Origin of the sequence: Brevibacillus antibioticus (genome assembly GCF_005217615.1) — a bacterium.
Classification (GTDB): Bacteria; Bacillota; Bacilli; order Brevibacillales; family Brevibacillaceae; genus Brevibacillus; species Brevibacillus antibioticus.
The window spans coordinates 5,902,605-5,924,717 of record NZ_SZNK01000001.1 but is presented as its reverse complement, the minus strand read 5'-3'; the positions used below and the strand labels follow the sequence as shown (position 1 = coordinate 5,924,717).

Annotated in this window: 18 protein-coding genes and 2 riboswitches; of the genes, 4 read left to right on the top strand and 14 right to left on the bottom strand. The window is 49.5% G+C overall.

Going from position 1 to position 22,113, the window contains the following annotated elements:
* Nucleotides 1-80 precede the first annotated feature (80 nt).
* From mtnA to E8L90_RS28440, 4 genes are all read right to left on the bottom strand, one after another.
* The gene (gene mtnA / locus E8L90_RS28455; RefSeq protein ID WP_137032795.1) at nt 81-1,121 is read right to left on the bottom strand and encodes an S-methyl-5-thioribose-1-phosphate isomerase; all 1,041 of its coding nucleotides are present in this window, start codon (nt 1,119-1,121) and stop codon (nt 81-83) included.
* Nucleotides 1,118-2,347 carry an S-methyl-5-thioribose kinase gene (gene mtnK / locus E8L90_RS28450; RefSeq protein ID WP_137032793.1) on the bottom strand — a complete coding sequence of 410 codons (1,230 nt, stop codon included), beginning with the start codon at nt 2,345-2,347 and terminating at the stop codon, nt 1,118-1,120. The genes mtnA and mtnK overlap by 4 nt, the downstream gene beginning before the upstream one ends.
* 134 nt (nt 2,348-2,481) lie before the next feature.
* Nucleotides 2,482-2,627: riboswitch (SAM riboswitch) on the bottom strand.
* Nucleotides 2,628-2,723: 96 nt separating this feature from the next.
* A complete protein-coding gene (locus E8L90_RS28445; RefSeq protein ID WP_137032791.1) occupies nt 2,724-3,914 on the bottom strand; it encodes an anti-sigma factor in 1,191 nt (396 codons plus the stop codon).
* Nucleotides 3,914-4,429, bottom strand: a complete 516-nt coding sequence (locus tag E8L90_RS28440) for a sigma-70 family RNA polymerase sigma factor (RefSeq protein WP_244297439.1) — start codon at nt 4,427-4,429, stop codon at nt 3,914-3,916. The genes E8L90_RS28445 and E8L90_RS28440 overlap by 1 nt, the downstream gene beginning before the upstream one ends.
* A 130-nt stretch (nt 4,430-4,559) precedes the next feature.
* Nucleotides 4,560-4,736, top strand: a riboswitch (SAM riboswitch).
* Nucleotides 4,737-4,821: 85 nt separating this feature from the next.
* Between E8L90_RS28440 and E8L90_RS28435 the strand changes: the two genes are divergently transcribed.
* From E8L90_RS28435 to E8L90_RS28420, 4 genes are read left to right on the top strand one after another with little or no spacing between them, the layout of a single operon-like run.
* Nucleotides 4,822-6,036: a 2,3-diketo-5-methylthiopentyl-1-phosphate enolase gene (locus tag E8L90_RS28435; RefSeq protein ID WP_137032789.1), complete on the top strand. Its 1,215-nt coding sequence runs from the start codon at nt 4,822-4,824 to the stop codon at nt 6,034-6,036.
* Complete coding sequence (locus E8L90_RS28430; RefSeq protein WP_137032787.1) at nt 6,033-6,701, top strand: 2-hydroxy-3-keto-5-methylthiopentenyl-1-phosphate phosphatase; 669 nt, start codon at nt 6,033-6,035, stop codon at nt 6,699-6,701. Before E8L90_RS28435 ends, E8L90_RS28430 begins: the two co-directional genes overlap by 4 nt.
* Nucleotides 6,702-6,704: 3 nt before the next feature.
* Complete coding sequence (locus E8L90_RS28425) at nt 6,705-7,361, top strand: methylthioribulose 1-phosphate dehydratase (protein ID WP_137032786.1); 657 nt, start codon at nt 6,705-6,707, stop codon at nt 7,359-7,361.
* Nucleotides 7,362-7,374: 13 nt separating this feature from the next.
* Nucleotides 7,375-7,887, top strand: a complete 513-nt coding sequence (locus tag E8L90_RS28420; RefSeq protein ID WP_137032784.1) for a cupin domain-containing protein — start codon at nt 7,375-7,377, stop codon at nt 7,885-7,887.
* A 52-nt stretch (nt 7,888-7,939) separates the two neighbouring features.
* Here E8L90_RS28420 and E8L90_RS28415 read toward each other — a convergent pair whose 3' ends face one another.
* The 10 genes from E8L90_RS28415 to E8L90_RS28370 form a co-directional block, all read right to left on the bottom strand.
* On the bottom strand, nt 7,940-9,058 hold the full coding sequence (locus E8L90_RS28415) for a Ger(x)C family spore germination protein (protein WP_137032782.1): 1,119 nt from the start codon (nt 9,056-9,058) through the stop codon (nt 7,940-7,942).
* A complete protein-coding gene (locus E8L90_RS28410; protein ID WP_137032780.1) occupies nt 9,055-10,155 on the bottom strand; it encodes a GerAB/ArcD/ProY family transporter in 1,101 nt (366 codons plus the stop codon). The genes E8L90_RS28415 and E8L90_RS28410 overlap by 4 nt, the downstream gene beginning before the upstream one ends.
* On the bottom strand, nt 10,155-11,699 hold the full coding sequence (locus E8L90_RS28405; protein WP_137032778.1) for a spore germination protein: 1,545 nt from the start codon (nt 11,697-11,699) through the stop codon (nt 10,155-10,157). The genes E8L90_RS28410 and E8L90_RS28405 overlap by 1 nt, the downstream gene beginning before the upstream one ends.
* A gap of 213 nt (nt 11,700-11,912) precedes the next feature.
* Nucleotides 11,913-13,691 carry an acyl-CoA dehydrogenase family protein gene (locus E8L90_RS28400; RefSeq protein ID WP_137032776.1) on the bottom strand — a complete coding sequence of 593 codons (1,779 nt, stop codon included), beginning with the start codon at nt 13,689-13,691 and terminating at the stop codon, nt 11,913-11,915.
* Between the two features lie 25 nt (nt 13,692-13,716).
* The gene (locus E8L90_RS28395; RefSeq protein ID WP_137032774.1) at nt 13,717-14,895 is read right to left on the bottom strand and encodes an acetyl-CoA C-acetyltransferase; all 1,179 of its coding nucleotides are present in this window, start codon (nt 14,893-14,895) and stop codon (nt 13,717-13,719) included.
* 18 nt (nt 14,896-14,913) lie between these two features.
* Complete coding sequence (locus E8L90_RS28390) at nt 14,914-17,322, bottom strand: 3-hydroxyacyl-CoA dehydrogenase/enoyl-CoA hydratase family protein (protein WP_137032772.1); 2,409 nt, start codon at nt 17,320-17,322, stop codon at nt 14,914-14,916.
* A 371-nt stretch (nt 17,323-17,693) separates the two neighbouring features.
* Nucleotides 17,694-18,812 carry an S-layer homology domain-containing protein gene (locus E8L90_RS28385; protein ID WP_137032770.1) on the bottom strand — a complete coding sequence of 373 codons (1,119 nt, stop codon included), beginning with the start codon at nt 18,810-18,812 and terminating at the stop codon, nt 17,694-17,696.
* Between the two features lie 229 nt (nt 18,813-19,041).
* Nucleotides 19,042-20,709 (bottom strand): putative ABC transporter permease subunit, encoded by a 1,668-nt coding sequence (locus tag E8L90_RS28380; protein ID WP_137032768.1) that lies wholly within the window; start codon nt 20,707-20,709, stop codon nt 19,042-19,044.
* Complete coding sequence (locus E8L90_RS28375; protein ID WP_137032766.1) at nt 20,702-21,427, bottom strand: ABC transporter ATP-binding protein; 726 nt, start codon at nt 21,425-21,427, stop codon at nt 20,702-20,704. The genes E8L90_RS28380 and E8L90_RS28375 overlap by 8 nt, the downstream gene beginning before the upstream one ends.
* Nucleotides 21,428-21,560: 133 nt before the next feature.
* Entirely contained in the window at nt 21,561-21,977 is a 417-nt protein-coding gene (locus E8L90_RS28370) for a hypothetical protein (protein ID WP_137032764.1), read from the bottom strand.
* Between the last annotated feature and the right edge of the window lie 136 nt (nt 21,978-22,113).

The window sequence follows — 22,113 nt, the reverse complement described above, 5'->3', positions numbered from 1 at the left end:
GGATATTTTACTGGAAAACACCAAAATGAGCAAAAAGCGCCCGCCTGCAACAACAGGGCGAACGCTTATAAACGATTCTTTTATTTTTTGCTGTTGCCGATCTCTTCCGGCTTGAAAATGCCTGTCTCCGTAACGATCGCAGTAATGTACTTCGCAGGCGTTACATCGAACGCAGGATTGTACACCTTGATATCGTCTGGAGCTACCTGTTTGCCCAAGCCGTGGGTAATTTCCTCAGCTGGACGCTCTTCAATCGGAATATCTGCGCCTGTCGGTGTCTCCAGATCGACGGAGGACAAGGGAGCTGCCACGTAAAAAGGAATGCCGTGAGCTTTTGCCAATACCGCTACCCCATACGTGCCGATTTTGTTGGCGACATCGCCATTCGCCGCTACGCGGTCTGTACCCACGATGACAGCCTCTACTTTCCCTTGGGACATGACCATCGCCGCCATGTTGTCGCAGATCAGCGTGACATCAATTCCTGCTTGCTGCAATTCGAATGCAGTAAGACGAGCACCTTGCAGGACAGGACGAGTTTCGTCCGCGTACACCTTCAGGTTCCAGCCGCGTTCCTTTGCCAAATAAAAGGGAGCGGTAGCCGTACCGTACGCTGCTGTAGCCAATGCCCCTGGATTACAGTGCGTGAGAATTCCCATACCGTCATGCAACAGAGTGAGCAAATGCTCTCCGATGGTCCGGCATACTTCAGCGTCTTCCTTTTGTATCGCCAGTGCTTCATCGAGCACTGCCGCCTTCAAATTGGCAATCGACGCACCGCTTTCTTTTTCAACACGAGCCTTGATACGATCCAACGCCCAGAACAGATTCACCGCTGTCGGACGGGAAGAGCCCAGGTAGTCTGCCTGCTGGTTCAGTTCCTGCCAAAACTCATCGTAGTTACTCGCTTCACTGCCACGAATGCCCAGGTAGAGCCCGTAAGCCGCCGCCATGCCAATCGCTGGTGCGCCACGTACTTCCAAGCGTCGGATGGAACCCCATACTTGCTCGGAGGTGGTCAAGTTCAAATAGATCGTTTCTACTGGCAGACGCGTCTGGTCAAGCAAGACCAATGCGTCATTCTCCCATGTAACGGGTGCCAATTGGGTGCTGGTTGTCATACTGTCGTAGCCTCCTGATAGTAACGTTCGGTCACAGTGCGTACGATGTCCGTAATATCTGTCGATTCGTCGATGCCGCCGCGACCAAGAATCAGCGCCTCTCCAATCGAGAGAGCCAGACGCTCTGCTTCTGCGCGAGTCTGGTCGTCTTCAATGGCATTCAGGTCCGCTACACCTGCCAAGCCGATGACACGACGCAGGATTTTGCATCCGGCATAGCCTGCTGTATCCTGAATCAAGCGCTTCACGTAGCCTTGCCATAGTCCTTCGACATGGGCGCTACGCTCTTTGGCTTGCTTATGCCAGAGCTGAACGAATTGCGAAACGAATTCATTCCAGACATCCTCGACCGTTTCCAGTAAGTATTCGCGGTACGTTTCCCGTTCTCCTTGATCTTTTTGCAAACCGTGCTGTCCTGCGTAGTTGAGCAGCAGATTGGCAATGACCGCCCCAATGTCAAAACCGATCGGACCGTAGTAAGCGAACTCCGGATCGATTGCTTTCAGGCTGGTTTCCGTGATGAAAATACTTCCAGTATGCAAGTCACCATGAAGGAGCGCTTCCGAGCGTGTAAGGAAATCGTATTTCAGCTTGGCGATTTCCAGCTTCAGCGGCCTGTTGTTCCAGATCGCCTCGACTTCACGGCGGATCAACGGGTTGAAGTCGTTGGTAGGCGCATTTTCATACGGATCGGTAAAGACGAGGTCTTCTGTTATTTTGCACAATTCTGGATTTATGAATGTTCCGACTAGCGATTTTTTATCGTACGGATGCGCGCCCAGATCGGATGTAAAAAACAAGGTTTGCGCGAGAAAACGGCCAATTTGCTTCGCGAATAGCGGGTATCGTTTTCCTTCGATCAGACCTTTGCGCATGATGATGTGGTCCCCGACGTTTTCCATAACGGTCAACGCAAGTTCCCCATCGAAATGATACACCTGTGGCACCAGGTCTGGAACGTATTTGTGCTGAATGCGGAGTGCCTCGCTCTCGATACGTGCACGATCAATCGTAAGCGGCCAAGATTCTCCCACGACGCGGGCAAAAGGCAGTGCTTGCTTGACAATGACGCTCTTACCGGTTGCTGGCTCCTGAATGTCAAAAACCAGATTGAGGTTCCCATCCCCGATTTCGCGACTGGTCAACTCTGCTCCTTCGCTAAAAAGACCCGGTATTCCTTTTACGTACTCCACTGCTTCCTGTTCAGTCAATGCACGATATGCCATGATTCCAAAACTCCCCTCTACGTATTTTTTCTCTATCTCTACCTGTTTTGTTTGTGTCCTGGAGCAATAAAAAGACCTCTTTTCCCGAAGAAAAGAGGTCGCTGTCGTCACGTGTAAGAACCGTGTTGATGTCCCCCTTATCTTCCAGACCACTTTTGTTTCTGCAGGAATTAGCACCGTGCATGTCGCCTGTCAATCAGTCGCTTTCCCGCGTCTGAATGGCGTCATGTCGGTTGCCGGGTATCATCGGGCCAGTCCCTCCACCTTCTCTGGATAAGGTATCCAAAACGTATTCGGTTTTTGATTTAGTTTGAATCATACAACCAACGATTCCACGATGTCAACACTCTTTTGTGCAAAAATTCGCACCGTGCTACTAGTAGGTATAATGTGTTCCCGATGCCGCAGGTCTCTCCCAATTCCACCAGTCTACCTTGCCTAATAACGCCGCTGTTATCGACTTTTCGGCCTTGAGCTTCAGCAGTTCTTTCGTAGGTCCGGTGAGGACGGCGCCGTAGATGCGTACTCCCTTTTCCTGCATATAGCTATATCGCTCCGCTATCTGTAGATCCCTACGAAATAGCAAGGATCTGCCGATATCGCTAGCCAGATCTTCCTGCTCAGATAAGTACTTCATCTCCTCCAAATAGGCAGCCATTCTTCTGTCTTCTTCCCCATTTACCTGAATGGGTGCACTTCCGTAATCCAGTTCATGCTGAGCAAACCCCCATACGTACCCGGGACCGAGAAACCGTTTGCCCCCCTCACCTTCTGCTTGCTTGCGCTCCACCCCTGTGTCTACCGCAAACCAAACCGTATCTTGTCCCGAAGAGGTAACATGGCGGGAAACCAGTTCATAGTACTCCTCATACGTCAGGAAGTGATCGAAGGAAATCGCGAGCTGAGAAACGGTCCCCTCAGGTAGCTTTTCCATCGTTGTCCAGGCAGGTGAAGTGAGAAACATCGTACCCTCCTTTTCTCCCTCAGTCGGATAACGGAAATACAGCTTTTGCTCCCTGACTCCATTCGTCCATTTCGGCCCGGCATTTACGTTCCACAACACATTTGTACTTTCAAAGCGGCCAGCGTTCTTTTCTTCCGACCCGACTCTCTCGCGAAGCTCCATGCTGATATTGCCGTATAGCAATCCCACCTGCGAGCCACTCCCGCCTACACTAACACCGGGTTGAGTAAAATTGACCATCGACTTCGCAACGCGGAACAGATCCTCATGCATCAGCGACCCTACCCAGCCATTCAGAATCAGCAACACAACTCCGGTCAAAAAGGGAAGCACTATGGTGAATCCAGCGTTGCTCAACCGATTTTTCCATTTCCCCCGGCGAACAATCGCGCGCTGTTTTTCAGCCGACAGCGTTTCAGGCTGTTTTATCTTCGCGTTGTCCTCTCCCGTTTCTTCCCCCAGCAAAAGCCTCTCCAACCGCTGTGCGTATTCCTCGTCAGCGGCTATTTCCTCCTCGAATTGTTTCGAATCTTCTTCCGCCATTTCCCCACGCAAATAAGCAAGCAGCCTTTGCTCGCGATGATTCTCATCCTTGTTCATCATCAGCTTTCCTCCCTCCACAACTGCCGCATCTTTTGTCTCCCCCGAAACAAGGAACGCTTGACGTCTGCCAGCTCGATCCCGAGTACCTCTGCCATTTCCGCGTAGGAAAACTGCATGGCAGACAACAAAATGACCTGTCTCTGCTTTTCTGGAAGTCTCTCCAAATAGTCATGGGCCACTTCCCACAGCTCCTTGTTTACGACATGCTCTGCCGGATCAACCGCTGCATGATCACGTCGCTCTGGCAGGACTTCCACAAACGCAAACCGGTGTTTCGTCTTCCTGCGATAACCGTCTACGAAAGCGTGATAGGCCACCTTGAACAGCCAAGGTCGTACTTTTTCCCCACGGTAGTCATCCAAGGAAGAGTAGGCGCGACAAAAGGTTTCCTGTGTCAGATCCTCTGCCAGCCTCTCATCTCGTGTCAGCCGGAAAAGATAGCGGTAAATATCGTTTACATGCAGCTGGTACACATCCTCCAGACCTACTTTCCCAAGCCGTTCACACCCCTTCATCCCTTACCACGCAGAAAGTGCAAAAAAGTTTCACCTTCGTCTCATTTTTCTGATAACCTGCTGCACATTCTCTGCAAAAACAAGGATTGACTCCTGCCAATGAACGTCATATCATGGGGGAAATGAATAACTCTTATCGCGAGCTGGCTGAGGGACTGGCCCTATGATGCCCGGCAACCGGCGCTATACCATGAATCGTACGCTCATCATGCGTACCTTGGATAGCGAAACGGTGCTAATTCCAACGGATAAGAGTCGAGATAGAGCCTTTTTGGCTTGTCTCGGCTACTGACCCGAGAGATGAGAGGAGACGAGACGCTTTCATAGTCGACAACCGCCTCCCCGCTCAATGGGGAGGCTTTTTTAATCATTCAAGGAGGATGAGACGTACCATGAGTGAACAACGTATCCTCGTCACCTATCTCACACAAGCAACAGACTTGAACAAGAAAGCACAAGCCATTGCTGTCGGCATGACAGTCGGTTCCTGGACGGACCTGCCGCTTGCCAAACAAGCTGAGCTAGCGCCGTATCTCGGTGAAGCCGTGAGTGCGACACCGCTTGCAACACTGGAAAACGGAGAAACACGCGGTTTGATAACCGTCAGCTATCCGACTCGCAATTTTACAGCAGACATTCCATCCTTGTTAACCGGAATATTCGGCAAACTGTCGATGGACGGCAAGATCAAGCTCGTCGACATCGTTTTCCCTGACTCATTCCTCCAGGCTTTTCCTGGACCGAAGTTCGGTATTGATGGTCTACGCGAACGTTTAGGGGCACATGACCGTCCGCTCTTGATGAGCATTTTCAAATCGTGCCTGGGTCTTCCTTTCGAAGATCTAAAGACGCAATTCCTGGCACAAGCCTTGGGTGGAGTCGATCTCGTGAAAGATGACGAAATCTTCTTTGCAGATGACCGCGCTCCTTTTATCGAACGGATCAAAGCGTTCAAGCAAATCGCTCAGGAGACCGAAGTCGAAACAGGCAAGCCCGTCCTTTATGCTGCCAACCTGACTGGACCTGTGCATGAGCTGAACGAAAAAGCGAAACGTGCGGTAGATGCAGGTGCTGACTGCCTCTTGTTCAACGTGCTGGCCTTTGGCTTCGATGCCCTGCACCGCTTGGCTGCTGATCCTGATGTACACGTACCGATCATGGCGCATCCAGCATTGGCAGGCGCTTACTATCCATCACCTGACTACGGCATCGCCACCCCACTTCTGCTCGGTACGTTGATGCGTGTAGCTGGGGCAGATTTGGTGCTCTTCCCATCTCCATATGGCAATGTCGCTCTGGACAAGACAGAAGCGTTGCAGCTCGCCAAGCATTTAACCGCCCCACTGAATGGTGTACGCCGTTCCTTCCCGGTTCCGTCTGCCGGTATTCATCCGGGGCTGGTTCCACAGCTTTATCAAGACTTTGGTTTCGATCAAATCGTCAATGCAGGAGGCGGAATCCACGGTCATCCCGGTGGAGCAACCGCAGGAGCAAAAGCATTCGTTGCCGCGATTGAGGCTGTGACCGCAGGCCGAACATTGGAAGAAGCTGCCGCGGAATCACAAGAGCTGGCGATCGCCCTGGAAAAGTGGGGTGGCGTACGATGAGCAAGAAACTCGTCCTGTTCTGCGATTTCGACGGAACGATTACCGAAAAAGACAACATTGTAGCGATTGTCCGCAAGTTTGCTCCTCCTGAGTGGGAAGCCTTGACGGAGCAAATCCTTTCGCAAAAAATAAGCGTTCAGGAAGGGGTCGGCAAGCTGTTTCAACTCTTGCCCTCCTCCTTGCGCCAGGACATTATTGATTTTATAGTCCAGGAAGCGACCATTCGCCCGGGATTTGCTGACTTCGTGAGCTATTGCCGCGAAGAAGGCATCGAGCTGTTGATTACGAGTGGCGGCATCGACTTTTTCTTGGAGCCTATCCTGGCACCATTCGATCTTACCGATGTACCGATCTACTGTAATGGCAGTGATTTCAGCGGAGAGCGCATCACCATTACGTGGCCAAACGCTTGCGATGAACATTGCACAAACGGCTGCGGCATGTGCAAGACGACCATCATCCGCCGTTACGATCCAGCAACCCATTTCCGCATCGTCATCGGCGACTCCATCACTGATTTGGCTGGAGCTAAAATCGCTGACTATGTGATTGCCCGTCACTTCCTTGCTGACAAGGCGGAAGAGCTGCAATTGCCGCATAGCAAGTTTGCCACATTCCACGATGTGATTCGCATTTTACAGCAAGTCCAACAGGAGGTCGTCTAATTCATGACTGCAACACTCGAACAACGTCTGGATGCCTTTCGCCGTCTGGATGACGCCAAGCTGACATTTGCCCGCCGGGACTGGTTTCCCGGCACCAGTGGCAATCTCTCTATTAAAATACAAAACGATCCCTTGCAATTTGCCGTAACGGCAAGCGGCAAAGACAAAACAAAGCTGTCCCCCGAAGACTATCTGGTCGTGGATCAAGACTCGCGTCCGGTGGATGAAACTGCTCTCAAGCCTTCCGCGGAAACGCTCATCCACGCCGTCGTCTACAAAACGTTCCCGAAGGCAGGGGCTTGCTTCCACGTCCATACCGTATGGAATAATCTCATTTCCGAGCTGTACTTTGGACAACGCGCTTTCTCCATCCAAGGACAAGAGCTGATCAAGGGACTCGGAATCTGGGAAGAAAACGCGCGCATTACTGTTCCAATTGTTGAGAACTTTGCCGATATTCCGACCTTGGCTACTGAAATTGAAAAGGTAATTACATCGGAAGTTCCCGGTGTACTCATCCGTAACCACGGTATCTACACGTGGGGCGGCAATGACTTCGAGGCCAAGCGCCACCTGGAAGCTTTTGAATTCTTATTCGAGTATCACGCCCGCTGGCTGCAATTGCGCCAAGCAGTCGTGTCCACTACAACCACCAATTAAGGAGGAATAAACGATGGCACAAATTCGTTTTCACGACAACAATGAGTACATCTCCGCACCCGAGGAAGTTGTCTCCTTCCTGGATACCCAAGAGATCATTTACGAAAAATGGGGCGTGGATCGCCTTGATCCAAAGCACCGTGATAACTACAGCCCGACAGACGAGGAAAAACAAGAGATTCTCGACACCTTCAAGCCGGAAATCGATGCGATCAGCAAGCGTCGCGGTTACTTGACAGCGGATATTATCGTCCTCTCTGACAAAACACCCAACCTTGACGAGCTGCTGGTGAAATTCAAGGGCGAGCATCACCACACAGACGATGAATGCCGCTTCTGCGTCGATGGTCACGGTATTTTCGCCATCAAAGGGAAAGATGGTCGTTACTTCGACGTTGAGCTTGCGCCAGGCGATCTGATCTCCGTACCACCGAACTACCGCCACTACTTCACCCTGATGGACGACCGCAAAATCAAGGCGATTCGCCTGTTCGTTACTCCTGCTGGCTGGGAAGCGATCTATTAATAACGAACCCCTTGGCATTTACTGATTGCCAGGGGGTTCTGTCTTTCACCTTTCACTTTACGACGCCATTTCCCTTGATCGATACGTCTGGCTTGATTTCAACTTTGGCATTGGAAAAAGCCTTCACCCAATCATCCTCAACCTTTTTGTACTCCTTATATTCATAGGCCCGCGCATAGAGACCAAACCCAAACGGGTCTACACCGATTTCCTGGCATTTCTTGATTAACCTCATGTATTCCTTCTTTAACTCGTCACCGATCATTCGCTCCATCTTTTTGTAGTCCTTTTGCATGTCGTATGGAAACATTCGCTCTGATATGGACACTCGCAGCCTGAAATGAACGTCAAAATGAAACCGACCGTTCTGATAGGATGTTTTCACTTTTTTTTGGACGCCCTTGATAAAAAAACTGATCCTGTCTTTCGTAATTTGATTTTGATCGTCCGGCTCTTTAATCGGGATGGTGACGGACAATTCCCCTTGTTTTTCATAGAGCAGCGTTTGCAAAAGAATCGTCTCCCGCGGCTCTATCGTGCTTGCGTACGTTCCATTTTCTTTTAACAAAGCCGTCCCCGTTACCTTGACCGCCCGCTTTTCTTTCTTTAACTCAGTCAAGCTAGGTGTCATCCCTTTTTCAAACATTTGCCGATGAAGCTCCTGCGCCCTCGTCTTTACCGTCAGATTTCTGTTATTGGCTGTGTCGATCAACGTTGTTACATGAATAGACAGACGAGGCTTATCCTTTGGTTTAAAATCAAACAACTCATGCAATGGACCATCAAGCACAGCCATGCGGGCGTTGACACTGAACTTTGCGTCCCGAAAAACGACATCCAGCAACCGAAACCAGTCCGGGTGAGCCAGCAGCTTTTTCCCGAACACAAGCACTTGAATTTTTCCTGCTTGGGTCAAGCCTGTCACTCGCTCATCAAAGCCCATTCTCGACTCTCTAATGGTAGATGACCGGATACCGTATTCCTCAGATTTTTCCTTTGCCTCCCGACTGAACACCGGGCTTGAGATATAAAAGAGAAGCTCGTTTTTTTCGCTCAAATCAATTCCGACCATTAGCGATAAAGTAGCATCCTCCAAATTGATTTGATCCCTGCAGCCTGCCAACATGGTTACGAGCAAGCTCAATACCAGAATCCGAGCAAATGTCCTCATGCTTTTTTCCCCCCTTCTGCTCGTTTCGATAGCCTGATCGGCCCCCAAGCCAGTAAAGGAAGCGCATAAGCAAAGCCCAAGCCTGCATAGCTCCAAATTTCTGTCGATTTCTTCAGATCGATAAAGGACGGCGTATAAAACCATAGCACCACTGGAACCAGAAGAAGGAACAGACGCAAATGCTTACGGTGATCCTTCATGCCGAATAACTGACTGGATGAAAAAACACAGAAATAGATGTACGGCACCGCAGTCGTTGTCAATATAAACATATACGTAGAGAGAAAAAGAATATCGACACGTTCCAAAAACCGGAACTCAATGGCCTTCCATAAATTGAGCGTAGGCCATGTATACTGCGTGATTTCATCGGGGCTAAAGTAAGCAAAGCAAACGATGATGACAGACATATACACGAGCAACGTCAATGTATTCGCAATAACAATGCCGATAGACGCATACTGCTTTTTTTGAAGAAAAGGGTAAGCGAAATAACCAAACTCAAATCCAAGAAAGGAGAGTACCGTGGTTTTACTCGCTTCCCATATCGGGTGCCAGCCCTCCTTGATTACGGGCAGCAAGTTTAACCAATGAACCTCTCGATAAGCCGTCGTGAGAACAAAAGGTATCCAGAGTGTAAGGTAGAATACAAGCTCGGCGTACCTGCCAATGGCGCGAACTCCTCCCTGGAGAACAAAATAAGTCGGCAGCGCAAAAAGGAATACGACGACATATGCCGGTGTCTGAGACAAAAGCCACACATTAATGATTCCCGTGGCATTTATCAGCAAAACGAACGCTGCAACCGCGCAATAAATGAACATGAAAGCAATAGCGACACGACCGAGCCACTTGCCCAGAATCAATGGAAATATATCGATGATCGTCTTCTCCGGGTACTGCTTCATCATGTTCGTGATGACGAGACTGACTAGCGTTGCGGCAAGCCATCCAATCAAAAGCGATATCCAACCGTCGGTGCTCGCCTTCTCCGCCAATTCTCTGGGTATCGTCAATACGCCGATCCCTACTTGTGCCCCATGAATGAGGAGAATATACTGGAGGATGCTCAATTGGTTGTACGTATACTTTTTCATCACCCGTCCTCCCTTGGCCGATTATCTCCTTGTCTTTGGTCCTCAATCGTGTGGGCTGACAGGGGTCGATCTTTCATTTTCCACAGTGGCAGGCGGATAAACATATCTTTCCAGTCCCCAAAGCGCACAGGGGCAAGAGGGCCTCCATAAGGAACACCTAATGATTCCAGCGTAATCAAATGACCGATCAATGCCATCAACCCGACAATAATGCCAACAAAACCAAACATCGCAGCGAGGATCATCATGAGAAATCGAATAAGCCTAACTGCCGAGGCCATATCGTAGTTCGGGATAATAAAGGATGAGATCGCTGTAAATGCAACGACGATCACCATAATATTGCTCACAATCCCTGCTTGTACGACCGCTTGACCAATCACGATACCCCCTACGATGCCGACTGTTTGCCCAATAGGCGCTGGCAGGCGAATTCCCGATTCCCGGAGCATTTCCAGAGTGAGCTCCATAATAAATGCCTCTAACAAGGGTGGGAATGGAACCTTTTCGCGGGACTCTCCGACTGACAAAATCAGATCGAGTGGGATCACCTCATAATTGAATGAAATTAACGCAATATAAATCGCGGGTAAAAAAGTAGCAATCAAAAAAGCTAAATAGCGAAGCAAGCGAATAAACGTGGCAACAGGCCAACGCGTACCGTAATCGTCAACGTTTTGAAAAAAGGAAACGAAAGTAGCCGGTCCGATTAATACGCTTGGAGAGCGATCGACGACGACAGCAATCTTCCCTTGCAGAATGTGAGAGGCGACTGTATCCGGCCTCTCTGAGGTCAAAAACTGCGGAAACATTGAGTAAGGATTATCCTCGATATACTCCTCCAGTTCAGACGCATTGAGAATCGAATCAACCTTGATCATCTTGAGCCGATCTTCCAGCTCCTGTAATATCTCCGGATTCGCCACATCAGCCAAGTACATGATCGAGAGCTTTGAAAGGCCTCGTTCTCCCAACCACATTTCTTTTATTTTCAATTCACGGTTGGGAATATAGCGGCGAATGAGGGCAATGTTCTGCGCGTCCGTTTCGACAAACCCTTGGTGCCCGCCCTTCAGCGCAGCCTCCAACTGCGGATCTTCTATCGCCCGCTGCGGCCATCCATTCGTTTCGATCACAAGCACTTCTTTTCGACCCTCGATAAACAAAAGACTGCTCCCAAGCAAAATCTCGGTTTCTACTTTCTGAAAGTCGTAGGCAACGGATACCTTTCCGACAGATAACAAATCAAAAATACTCGATTTTTCACCCTCTGGGTGTGACAATAGCGGACGAAGCACATTGTTGTTAATCGAGTTTTTGTCAACCAAGCCATTTAAGTAGACGAGTGTAACCATGCCCTCTATATGCCGGCACGCAAACGTCCGAATGACCAGATCGGGTGTCAGCGTAAATATTGCATTCAGCTCCGCAAGGTTATCACTTAATTGCTCACTGATCTCACGGACACGGATAGGCTCACTCGAGTGGCTCATCCTGTCTTTGACAGATGTCTTTTTTCTTCTCAGCCACCCTCTCATCGCCATCTTCTACAGCTCCCGCCCTTTTCCGAAGTATGTTCCATTAGCGTTCGTGAGAGCTTCCCAAAATATGCATGGGACTTGGCACATTCTGCCGCTGAATTGAATAAATCCCAAAGCCTCCGCAAATCGCAAATATCCGCAAGAATGGAAACGTGCGTTACATGCAAAAGGAGCAAAGCTCAATGCTTTGCTCCTTTTCCCATCTACTATTTGGAACTACACCACATATGCTCCCGCTTCGATCACGCGGTCCGCAATCGACCGTTTTAGTGCCACCGTGTTGATCGGCGTGCGGCGGGTCAGCTTTTTCAGGATTGAGAGGCGCAGACGAAGCTCGTCGCCCTCTTCCATCGCCGCCAATGCTTCCTTCGCCCAGCCTTCGATACGGTCGAATGCCTCATGCACATAGACAGCGGTCATTTCCAGCTTTTGCTGCTCAGCTTCGAGGCCATTTGCCGCCATTGCTTTCTCTGTCCGCTTCACGATGCTGTCCATTGCATATAGCTCGATCAGCATGTCAGCCGCGAATGCCAAGAGTTCCTGTTCTTTGGACATTTCCTGTTGGTATTTCATCAACGCAGAACCAGCCACCATCAAAATGATTTTGCGCGTGATGTTGATCAGATGCTTCTCCATAGCCAAAGGTGCATCTTCAATCTCTTCTGGATAATAGCTCATCAGATCTGCTTGCAGGCTGCTTGCTGCTTGCATGAGCGGCAGTTCGCCTTTCATCGCCTTTTTCACGAGCGTATCCGGGATGAGCATGCGATTGATTTCGTTCGTTCCTTCGAAAATACGGTTAATCCGCGAGTCACGGTACATGTTCTCGATCTCATACTCGGACATAAAGCCGTATCCACCGTGGATTTGCACGCCTTCGTCCACGCAGTAATCCAAAACCTCAGTGGCAAATACCTTATTGATCGAGCATTCGATCGCATAATCCGCAATCGCCTTCGCAACCTCCGCGCCATCATCTGCTTTTTCACCCAAGCGAGTCAGTGCTGTATCGAACAGACCCACTGTCCGATAGACGGAGCTTTCAGCCGCATACGTTTTCACTGCCATGTTCGCCAGTTTATTTTTGATTAAAGTAAAGTTGGCAATTGGCGTTTTGAACTGCTTGCGCTCTTTTGCGTAGTTCGTCGCGAGTTCCACCGCTTTTTTCGCGGAGCCGACTGCGCCCACTGCGAGCTTGTAACGACCAACGTTCAAGATGTTGAACGCGATCACATGACCTCTTCCAGGCTCACCGAGCAGATTGGCTACCGGCACAGGTACATCTTGCAAAATGACCGTGCGTGTCGAGGAGCATTTGATCCCCATCTTCTTCTCTTCCGGTCCAAACGAAACTCCTGGGAATGTCCGCTCGACGATAAAGGCAGTAAATTTCTCGCCATCAATTTTCGCGTAGACGACAAATACATCAGCAAAGCCAGCGTTTGTGATCCATTGCTTCTCTCCGTTGAGAATATAGTGTGTGCCATCTGCGGAGAGAGTCGCTGTCGTTTTCGCACCCAGCGCATCTGAGCCAGAGCCTGGCTCGGTCAGGCAATAGGCAGCGATTCGTTTTCCAGACGCCAGATCAGGCAGGTAGCGCTGTTTTTGCTCCTCGTTTCCAAAGTACACGATCGGCAGTGACCCGATACCGACATGGGCACCGTAGCTGAGCGCAAAGCCGCGAGCCAGCGCGAACTTCTCTGTGACGAGTGCGGTGCTGACTTTATCCAGCCCCAGTCCCTCGTATTTCTCCGGAACGTCACCAGCCAACAGACCGAGCTCCCCTGCTTCCTTCAACAGACGAACCGAAATATCAAATTGGTGGTTTTCAAGCTCTTCCAGATGAGGACGAACTTCCTTGTTGACGAAATCCTCTGTCGTCTTGGCAATCATCTTTTGCTCGTCGGTGTATTCTTCTGGCACAAATACATCATCAGCTGAACCTGCATCGATCAAAAAGCTTCCACCACGGATCAAATCTTTTGTTTCTGCCATAACTATCCCTCTCCTTATTTTAAAATTAGATCATCTCAAAAACGCCAGCGGCTCCCATTCCACCACCGATACACATCGTAACGACTCCGTATTTGCCGCCTCTACGCTTCATTTCATTCAAAAGCTGGACGGTCAGCTTGGCACCACTGCAACCGAGTGGATGCCCTAATGCGATTGCCCCACCATTTACATTGACCTTTTCAGGATCGAGTCCCAGCTCGCGAATGACGGCAATCGCTTGAGAAGCGAACGCTTCGTTTAACTCAAACAGATCGACATCCGCCAAGCTGATTCCCGCCAGCTTCAACGCTTTTGGAATCGCGACAACCGGACCAATCCCCATGACATCAGGGTCTACGCCGCCAACCGTAAAGGAACGGAACTTGGCAATCGGCTCGACACCCAACTCGGCTGCTTTTTCGGCAGACATCACGAGAACTGCCGCCGCGCCGTCGCTCGTTTGCGAGGAGTTTCCTGCCGTTACGCTGCCTTGCACATGAAAGACCGGTCTGAGCTTGGCGAGTGCCTCCATCGTCGTGTCCGAGCGCGCTCCTTCATCCTTGTCGAAAACACGTTCCTGGACGAGAACTTTGCCAGCTTCATCTACAAAATGCTGCTTGACTGTCAAAGGTACGATTTCATCCTGGAATTTCCCTGAAGCAATCGCAGCGGTCGCACGCTGATGGCTTTGCAGAGCAAAAGCATCCTGATCCTCACGAGAAATGTTGTACCTCTTCGCCACTTCTTCAGCCGTATGGCCCATGCTCATGTACGCTTCCGGCTTCGTTTCTACCAAAGTCGGATTGAGTGCGATTTTGTGACCGAGCATCGGCACCAGACTCATGCTCTCCACCCCGCCAGCGACAACTACATCGGAGCTGCCGACCATGATCTGCTGAGCAGCGTAAGCAATCGTCTGCAAACCGGAGGAACAAAAGCGATTGATCGTGATTCCCGATACATTTGTCGGCAATCCGGCACGCAGTCCGATCAAGCGAGCCATATTCATGCCTTGCTCTGCTTCCGGTACAGCCGTCCCTATGATGATATCCTCGATATCAGCCGGATCGAGCTGTGGCACGCGACGCAACAGGTCGCTTACAACTGCAGCTCCCATATCGACTGGGTGAAAATCCTTGAGACTTCCTTTTTTCGATTTACCAATAGCGGTGCGGGCGCCCGCGACAATAACTGCTTCTCTCATCGTTATCCCTCCCTCTCCCTAGTTACGCAAAGGCTTGTTTTTGGTCAGCATGTGCTGCATCCGTTGCTGGCTTTTCGGCGTCTTGATCAGTTCGAGGAACGCTTGCTTTTCCAGCTCCAGAATGTAGCTCTCTGTCACTTCTGTACCCGCTGGCACGTTACCACCGGACATGACATAGGCAACTTTGCTTGCGATCAGCTCATCATGCTCGGAAATATATCCACTCTTCTTCATCGCATAAATATTTTGGCGTAGGTTCGCATAACCCGTTTCGCCGATGACGCGAATTTTGCGTGGCGCTGGCGGCGTGTAGCCCTCTTTATCCATCGTGAGCACCAGCTGCTTCGCATCGTATAACAAATGATCGGCATTCACGCTGATGCGATCAGTCGGTCGCAGGTACCCCAGATTGATGGCTTCCTGCCCACTTGTAGATACCTTTGCCATGGCAATAGCTTCAAACGCCTTCGCCACGAACGGGAACGGATCAACTGGGACGCTGCCTCCCTCTGGAACGTTTTCCATTGCTCTAAACAGCATCTCCTTCGTTCCTCCGCCACCAGGCAGAAGTCCTACTCCTACCTCTACCAGTCCAAGGTATGTCTCTGCCGATACCTGTACACGATCCGCCAGATAGGCTACCTCGACGCCGCCGCCCAGCGTCATCCCAAACGGTGCTGCGACGACTGGACGATGCATGTAGCGCAGTGCTCGTGCTGTTTTGTGGAAATTCGAGACGAGCATGTCGAGCTCCAGCCAGTTCTCATCCTGTGCTTCCATCAACGCCATTGCGAGATTCATCCCGACGCAGAAATTTTTGCCTTGATTACCGATAACCAAGCCAGCGAAGTTCTTCTGCACTTCCTCTGCGGCCTGACTTGCCATATGCAAGACATCCATCCCAAGTGCATTGTGCGGAGAGGTGAATTCCAGACATGCTACTCCATCGCCCAAATCGATCAAGGCGGCACCCGCATTTTTCTTGATCAGCTTGCCTTGTTCCTTAAGTGCTGCCAAGTTGATGTTTTCTTTGCTCTCTTCGACGTCCTTGTAGGTGCCTCCGATGGAAAACACGCTGCGCTTTCCTTGCTCTTGTTGATAGAAGGAGGTTTTCCCGCTTGCGAGCAGCTCCTCAACGAGTGCCGGAATCTTCTCCTTTTCCTCACGCATTCTTGCCACTGACTTTTCGAGACCGATGGCATCCCATGTTTCGAATGGTCCCATCTCCCAGCCGAAGCCCCACTTCATAGCCTGATCTACAGAGACGATATCGTCTGCGATCTCATGAGCCTTTTCCGCAGAGTACAGCAATACCTTTTTGAAGACACTCCAGACAAACTCACTGCCCTTGTCCTTGCCGTAAGCGAGCGCTCTCAACTTCTCAGGTAAAGTCTTGGCTGTTTTGGCTGTTTCGAGGGAAGGGAACTTTGGCCTCACACTTGGACGGTATTCCAGCGTGTCAACCGACAAGGCCATAATCTCTTTGCCTTTCTCCGTCTTCACCTGCTTGAAAAAGCCTTGACCAGCTTTTTGCCCGATCCATCTTTTCTCCACCATTTGCAGAACGAACTCCGGCACTTCAAACACCGAGCGCTCCTGCTCATCCGTGCTTTTGTTCCTGACGTTACCCGCCACATGCACGTACGTGTCCAGTCCGACGACATCGAGTGTGCGGAACGTAGCGCTCTTCGGACGGCCGATGACCGGTCCTGTCAACGCATCTACCTCATCTACCCCAAGCCCCAGTCGCACCATTTCGTGGATCGACACCTGCAATCCATATGTACCGATGCGATTGGCAATGAAGTTAGGCGTATCCTTACAAACGACCATTCCTTTTCCGAGCACATGCTCACCAAAATGCTTCATAAAAGAGATGACTTGCGGGTCTGTATCAAGACCTGGGATCAGCTCCAACAGTTTCAAGTAGCGCGGTGGGTTAAAAAAGTGCGTGCCGAGGAAATGCCTGCGGAAGTCATCAGAGCGTCCCTCTGCCATTTCGTTGATAGAAACACCGGACGTATTGGAAGACACGATGGTTCCTGGCTTGCGATGCGCTTCTACCATAGCGAAGACGCTTTTCTTCACCTCGATGTTCTCGACAACTACCTCAATAATCCAATCGACCTCGCTCAAGCAAGAAAGATGGTCTTCGAAGTTACCAACTGTAATCAGGTCGATGTTCTTTTTATCGTAGAGCGGCGCCGGCTTCTCCTTCAAAAGTCGGTCACGGCCTGCTTGTGCAATCCGGTTTTTCACCACGCTATCAGACAAAGTAAGTCCTTTTTTACTCTCATCTGCTGTCAATTCACGCGGCACGATGTCCAGTAAATAAGTGGGAATACCGACGTTGGCTAAATGTGCTGCGATACCGGCGCCCATGACGCCCGAACCGAGAACTGCCGCCTTTCGAATTTTGCGTTCCATCTCCAAATCCTCCTTTTAAAAACCTAATCATGGCTTTTTCATGGTCAAAAAGAATGGCCTCGCAACAGTGAATACCTAATATTCAGACTAGAAGTACATTTTTAAAACTTCTACTTTCTCTATAGATATTCCTGTGTACACCAGCACATGTCTTGTATTGAATGAATGCTCATTCAGTATGTGGGTTAAAAAATGACATCCCACGTTTTGGCTGTCTTACATGCCCGGAGATGTTACGCTCCCACCAACTGAATCACCGTTCAGTTTTTATTGTAATCGAAAATTCTGTCAGTTGCAATCGTCACTTATCGCTTCTTTGTAGGAAAGGAAAGAAAAGAGACACTCGATTGTCTAGTGCCCCTTTTCCTGTGCTATTTTTGTGAGTAAATCAGCGAGGTGATCTTGCGTCCGTAAGCGTTGGACGCGTCTTCTTCCAATCGATATTCAATCTGGAAGTCTCCGTTTTTCGGGTCTAGATAATGAGCAATCACCCAGCGGATTTTCGGATTGCTTTCGTCTGCCTTGACCGATACTTTTACCGATCCGTTGTAGGCGGGCACTTGCTCCAGCTTTGCCATGCTTTTGAGCGCATCGTCTGTAAAGAGCGCCGACAGCTGCTTCTGATTTTTTGTTTCGTACGCCAAATTCGCTGCTCGTAAGTACACCTGTGCGATGTGCTGCTGATTCGCAAGTGAACCACGGAACTGCGAAGCTGCATCCATCCGATAATAATCAATCAGTCGATCCATTACAACAACGTATTCTGCACGCGTCAGGATCTTGTTCGGAGAAAAGGTCTTGTCCGTGAGAAACAGATTGAATTCCCGGATCGCCAGTGGGTACGGTGAATATGTATCCCGATAGAATCGGTCGCGCTTCCATCTATAATAGCCGTTAAAGAAAGAGACTGTATCTTGTGGTTCAATATTGGCTGTACGGAATTTTTGTGGTGCTAGCACATGAAACAAGATCAAGCTGGCCTCTTCTCTCGTCAATGGCCACTGCATCCCGGCACTGGACATCCACCAGTCCGGATTTTCCTTCTCTTGCTTTTTCATCAGGTGCCCGGTTTCAGCCAAATATAGATAGTACAACATCCGGTCTCCTGGATCAAACCCGCCCAGATCGTCCGTTTCGATTCTCATCATGGTCTTTAGATTGCTCAGCAGTTGATCTACTTCCCCCCGGAGTAGATAGCGTTGATCCAGGTTTGGCTTGCGTACTGGCTTTTCTATCGGTCCATATATGGTCTCAAATACGCGATTCAGCATAGCCAAAGCTTCGCCTCGAGTAACTGGCTTGTTTGGGTAAAAAGGCTGATATCCTATCCTCTTTACGATGCCCAGATCGGCCATTTCGTCGATTTGCTCACGTGCCCAATGTCCCTCTATGTCCGTATACATGCCAGCCGCAGCCGCACTCCCTGAAAAAACGCTTTGCACCACTAGCAGTGCCAAGAGAAAAACGATAGCAACAACATGCTTTACCATGACTTACAATAACTCCTTTCTTTCCATGATCGCAACCTTACTCCCTCTTTTTGGAATTCTCCCCCAGTAGCATCCATTCCTGCCATATTGGTCTATTTTCCTGGGTCTGATCTCTCCCTTTCTTGTATCGGGATGAAAACGGAACTTTGTTATACTTTTTCAAAACAAATGAAAAAGAGCCGCACTTTGTATTCGCGGCCCAATTATATCCCTTTTCTCTATGCACTGACTATCCTTCAATCTGCTCTAACCAGTCTGGTCCCTTGGTCACAAGCAGCCGATATAAGAAAATGTTGATGAGAGTGAACAGGACCATAATCCCAAGAGCGGTCCCTAGCAAGGATGTCCCCAGTGAAAAACTGGCGAGAACGACTAGACCTCCTGCCATAAGACCTATAACCAGCGGGAAGAGGGGATTGAGATTTTGCTTGAGAGCCTCCTGTTCCGAACTCCAGCGCAGCTTAGGCAACTGCAAATCCACCAGGATTCCGACCAGGTTGATAAAAATCAGCCCCGGAATTCCACTCCCGATGGCAAGTATGATAAAGGCTGGGGAAAGCTGTAAAAACCATACGGCCTCAGCAAGAAGGAGCAGCATGCTCACCGCACTCAGTACCAGCCCTGGGAATAGTTTTGCCAACAGAATGTGGCGATAAGGCATGGGATATAACTTGTTCGTAAAGAATCCCTGTCCCTCTCTGGATATGGCGGTTACGGAGGTGCTATTCATGGCACTCATGAGTAGAAACGCAGCGAAGGCAATCGCCAAGCTACCACCTACTACCGATCCCGGTTGCATGAGAATTTGAATAGACGCAATTATTTCCCCGCTGTCTTGACGGCTAAGCAAAGGGATCAAACCGAGTATCGGAAGCAAAATACTGGACAACATACAGTTCATCAAAAACGCAGGCGTCCTCCACAGCATTCTCCATTCCTTGAGTGCGTAGGCCAGCATTGCCGGACGTTTTTGAACAAGCTTGGCAAAGGCAGTATCGACGACTTCTTTTCTTGTGGCGACTGACTCACTCATACCCATCACGCCCGAAAAGTAGAGATACGTTCCGGCGTAGAGAAAAGCAGCTATACCTGTAATCCCTACGAGAATGAAAGCAACCAGATAACCGAGGGACGCCCATGTACCGCTGTCTACCAAAGCAAGGGCAGCCAGATTGCTTGAAGGGAACAGCTGGGTGACAAGACCCAACAGCCCATTATTTTCAGCCGCCAGCATTTGCTGAAACTGCTCCATGCCAAATTCACTTCCGCTAGACTGACGTTGGAACAGTGCTTGAAAACCAACGACAATTCCAATCCCGATCAGTCCTCCGATGATACGGAAGCGCTCCTTGTATTTTTTGACGTTCGTAAAACGCATGAACAGCATTACGACAAGAGCAGCCAGTACAAGCGGCAAAACAGGAACAACCAGAAAAACAAGGATCGCGAGCAGATAATACATCATCCCTGCGCCACTTTTCACGCCGTACGTAATGAACAGCGGCCCCAGGAAAACTAGCGCTGTATAATATTCATACACGAGTGCAAGAGTAAATTTGGCTCCGAGAATATGCCCTGGAGCAAGCGGCATCGGCAACAAATGCTCGACATCCTTTGAATAATAGAAAACATTCGAGACATACAAAATCCCGAACAAAAAGATGGCGAGAGAAGACAGCGCTACGCCAAGTCCGAGTAATGCCCCTTGCTGTCCGATCAGCGCCAATCCGTCATACAACTCAGAAGTCAACATGACAGCCGAAGCAATCATGGGAAGAACGCCTAGTGCAATGACAATAAGCAACAGAGCGGTCTTCCAGCCACTCCCTTTTTCCACTCTCCAGGCTGGCTCCGCGTTTTTCATCATCATCTTCGTCAAAATCAGCACTTTATTCATGCTTGGTCAACTCCAGGAACAAGCTTTCCAGCGATACGTCTGACTGATAACGCTCGCGCAGCTCAATAAAGGTTCCACAGAACAAGATTTTCCCTTTGTTGATGATCCCGACTCGATCACACAGCTTCTCCGCAACCTCCAGTACATGTGTCGAAAAGAATACGCTTCGACCGCTATCCGCATGTTCACGCATCATTTCTTTTAACGTAAAGGATGACTTGGGATCGAGTCCTGTCAAAGGCTCATCGAGAATCCACACCTCAGGCTGATGGATGAGCGCACCCATGATCATGATTTTTTGACGCATGCCATGCGAATAGCTCTGAATCGGATCCCCCAACGCGTTCTTCATGTCAAAGCGATCCGCCAACTGTAAAATTCTTTTTCCTCGTACCTCTTGGGGCACCTCGTAAATATCTGCCATGAAGCTGACATACTCCAAACCTTTCAGGCGCAAAAAAAGATCAGGGCTATCCGGTACATAACCGAATTGACGTTTTGCTTCGAGTGCTTCGGATCGAATATTTTTCCCATTGATCGTGATCTCACCTTGATCCGGACGTATGATACCTGTGACCATTTTGATCGTGGTTGTCTTGCCAGCTCCATTTGGGCCCAGGAAGCCAAAAATTTCGCCTTTGGGCACTGTGAGATTCATTTGATCAACTGCTTTTATGGTGCCGTTGTAGCTTTTCATCACATTGACCAGTTCTATCACCGCTGCTTCTCCCCTCTCCCCGCCGTTTCCAACATTTTTTCCAATCCACTTCCACTCCAATTACTACGAGTGATTCAACGAAAAGTTCCGGGAAAAGAAAAAAAGCCATCGGTTATCCCAACGGCTCTCAAGATTAGTTTTGTGGTACAAAGCTTCCATCACGCAGCATAGTCAATTCGCCCATGATGAATGCTAAATCTTCGTTTCCGTCGAATTTGCCACTTTCTTCCAACGCTTCCAAACGACGCAAAAGAATGTTGGCAAAATCTTGAATCTGTACAGGCTGTGCCTCCGCATCCGCGTCATCCAAAATTTCAAAACCAGTCAAGGCTTCCAAGTGGGTCACGATTCGGAAAGCACCGATTTCTCCCAGGAACTCTGGCTTGTTCATTTTTGATTTCTCCAACTTTTGCAACATGGACAAAATATCATTCGCTACCACGCTCGGAAAAGCAACCTGATAAAAGTTGCGATTTTTCGCTTCCTCGGTTTTGATAATCAACACATCAATACCGTCCGGTTTTTTCGCTTTTTTGCCAAACCCAAACATATATTCCACCTCTATCGTTCGATCTGTCTAACTCTCTCCATGATAGACATAATCCGAGAGACAGACAACCCCTATCCATATTTTTACTGGGCTATTTGTCTTTTTTGACACACACGCTAACGTTAAACGACTGCTC

Bases quoted from the DNA above. Each gene is read 5' to 3' on its own strand.
- E8L90_RS28420 (WP_137032784.1), top strand. From the start codon at position 7,375: ATGGCACAAATTCGTTTTCACGACAACAATGAGTACATCTCCGCACCC.
- E8L90_RS28385 (WP_137032770.1), bottom strand. From the start codon at position 18,812: ATGGTAAAGCATGTTGTTGCTATCGTTTTTCTCTTGGCACTGCTAGTG.
- E8L90_RS28400 (WP_137032776.1), bottom strand. From the start codon at position 13,691: ATGGCAGAAACAAAAGATTTGATCCGTGGTGGAAGCTTTTTGATCGAT.
- E8L90_RS28435 (WP_137032789.1), top strand. From the start codon at position 4,822: ATGAGTGAACAACGTATCCTCGTCACCTATCTCACACAAGCAACAGAC.
- E8L90_RS28390 (WP_137032772.1), bottom strand. From the start codon at position 17,322: ATGGAACGCAAAATTCGAAAGGCGGCAGTTCTCGGTTCGGGCGTCATG.
- E8L90_RS28425 (WP_137032786.1), top strand. From the start codon at position 6,705: ATGACTGCAACACTCGAACAACGTCTGGATGCCTTTCGCCGTCTGGAT.
- E8L90_RS28430 (WP_137032787.1), top strand. From the start codon at position 6,033: ATGAGCAAGAAACTCGTCCTGTTCTGCGATTTCGACGGAACGATTACC.
- mtnA (WP_137032795.1), bottom strand. From the start codon at position 1,121: ATGACAACCAGCACCCAATTGGCACCCGTTACATGGGAGAATGACGCA.
- E8L90_RS28380 (WP_137032768.1), bottom strand. From the start codon at position 20,709: ATGAATAAAGTGCTGATTTTGACGAAGATGATGATGAAAAACGCGGAG.
- mtnK (WP_137032793.1), bottom strand. From the start codon at position 2,347: ATGGCATATCGTGCATTGACTGAACAGGAAGCAGTGGAGTACGTAAAA.
- E8L90_RS28405 (WP_137032778.1), bottom strand. From the start codon at position 11,699: ATGGCGATGAGAGGGTGGCTGAGAAGAAAAAAGACATCTGTCAAAGAC.
- E8L90_RS28370 (WP_137032764.1), bottom strand. From the start codon at position 21,977: ATGTTTGGGTTTGGCAAAAAAGCGAAAAAACCGGACGGTATTGATGTG.
- E8L90_RS28440 (WP_244297439.1), bottom strand. From the start codon at position 4,429: ATGAAGGGGTGTGAACGGCTTGGGAAAGTAGGTCTGGAGGATGTGTAC.
- E8L90_RS28410 (WP_137032780.1), bottom strand. From the start codon at position 10,155: ATGAAAAAGTATACGTACAACCAATTGAGCATCCTCCAGTATATTCTC.
- E8L90_RS28395 (WP_137032774.1), bottom strand. From the start codon at position 14,895: ATGAGAGAAGCAGTTATTGTCGCGGGCGCCCGCACCGCTATTGGTAAA.
- E8L90_RS28415 (WP_137032782.1), bottom strand. From the start codon at position 9,058: ATGAGGACATTTGCTCGGATTCTGGTATTGAGCTTGCTCGTAACCATG.
- E8L90_RS28445 (WP_137032791.1), bottom strand. From the start codon at position 3,914: ATGATGAACAAGGATGAGAATCATCGCGAGCAAAGGCTGCTTGCTTAT.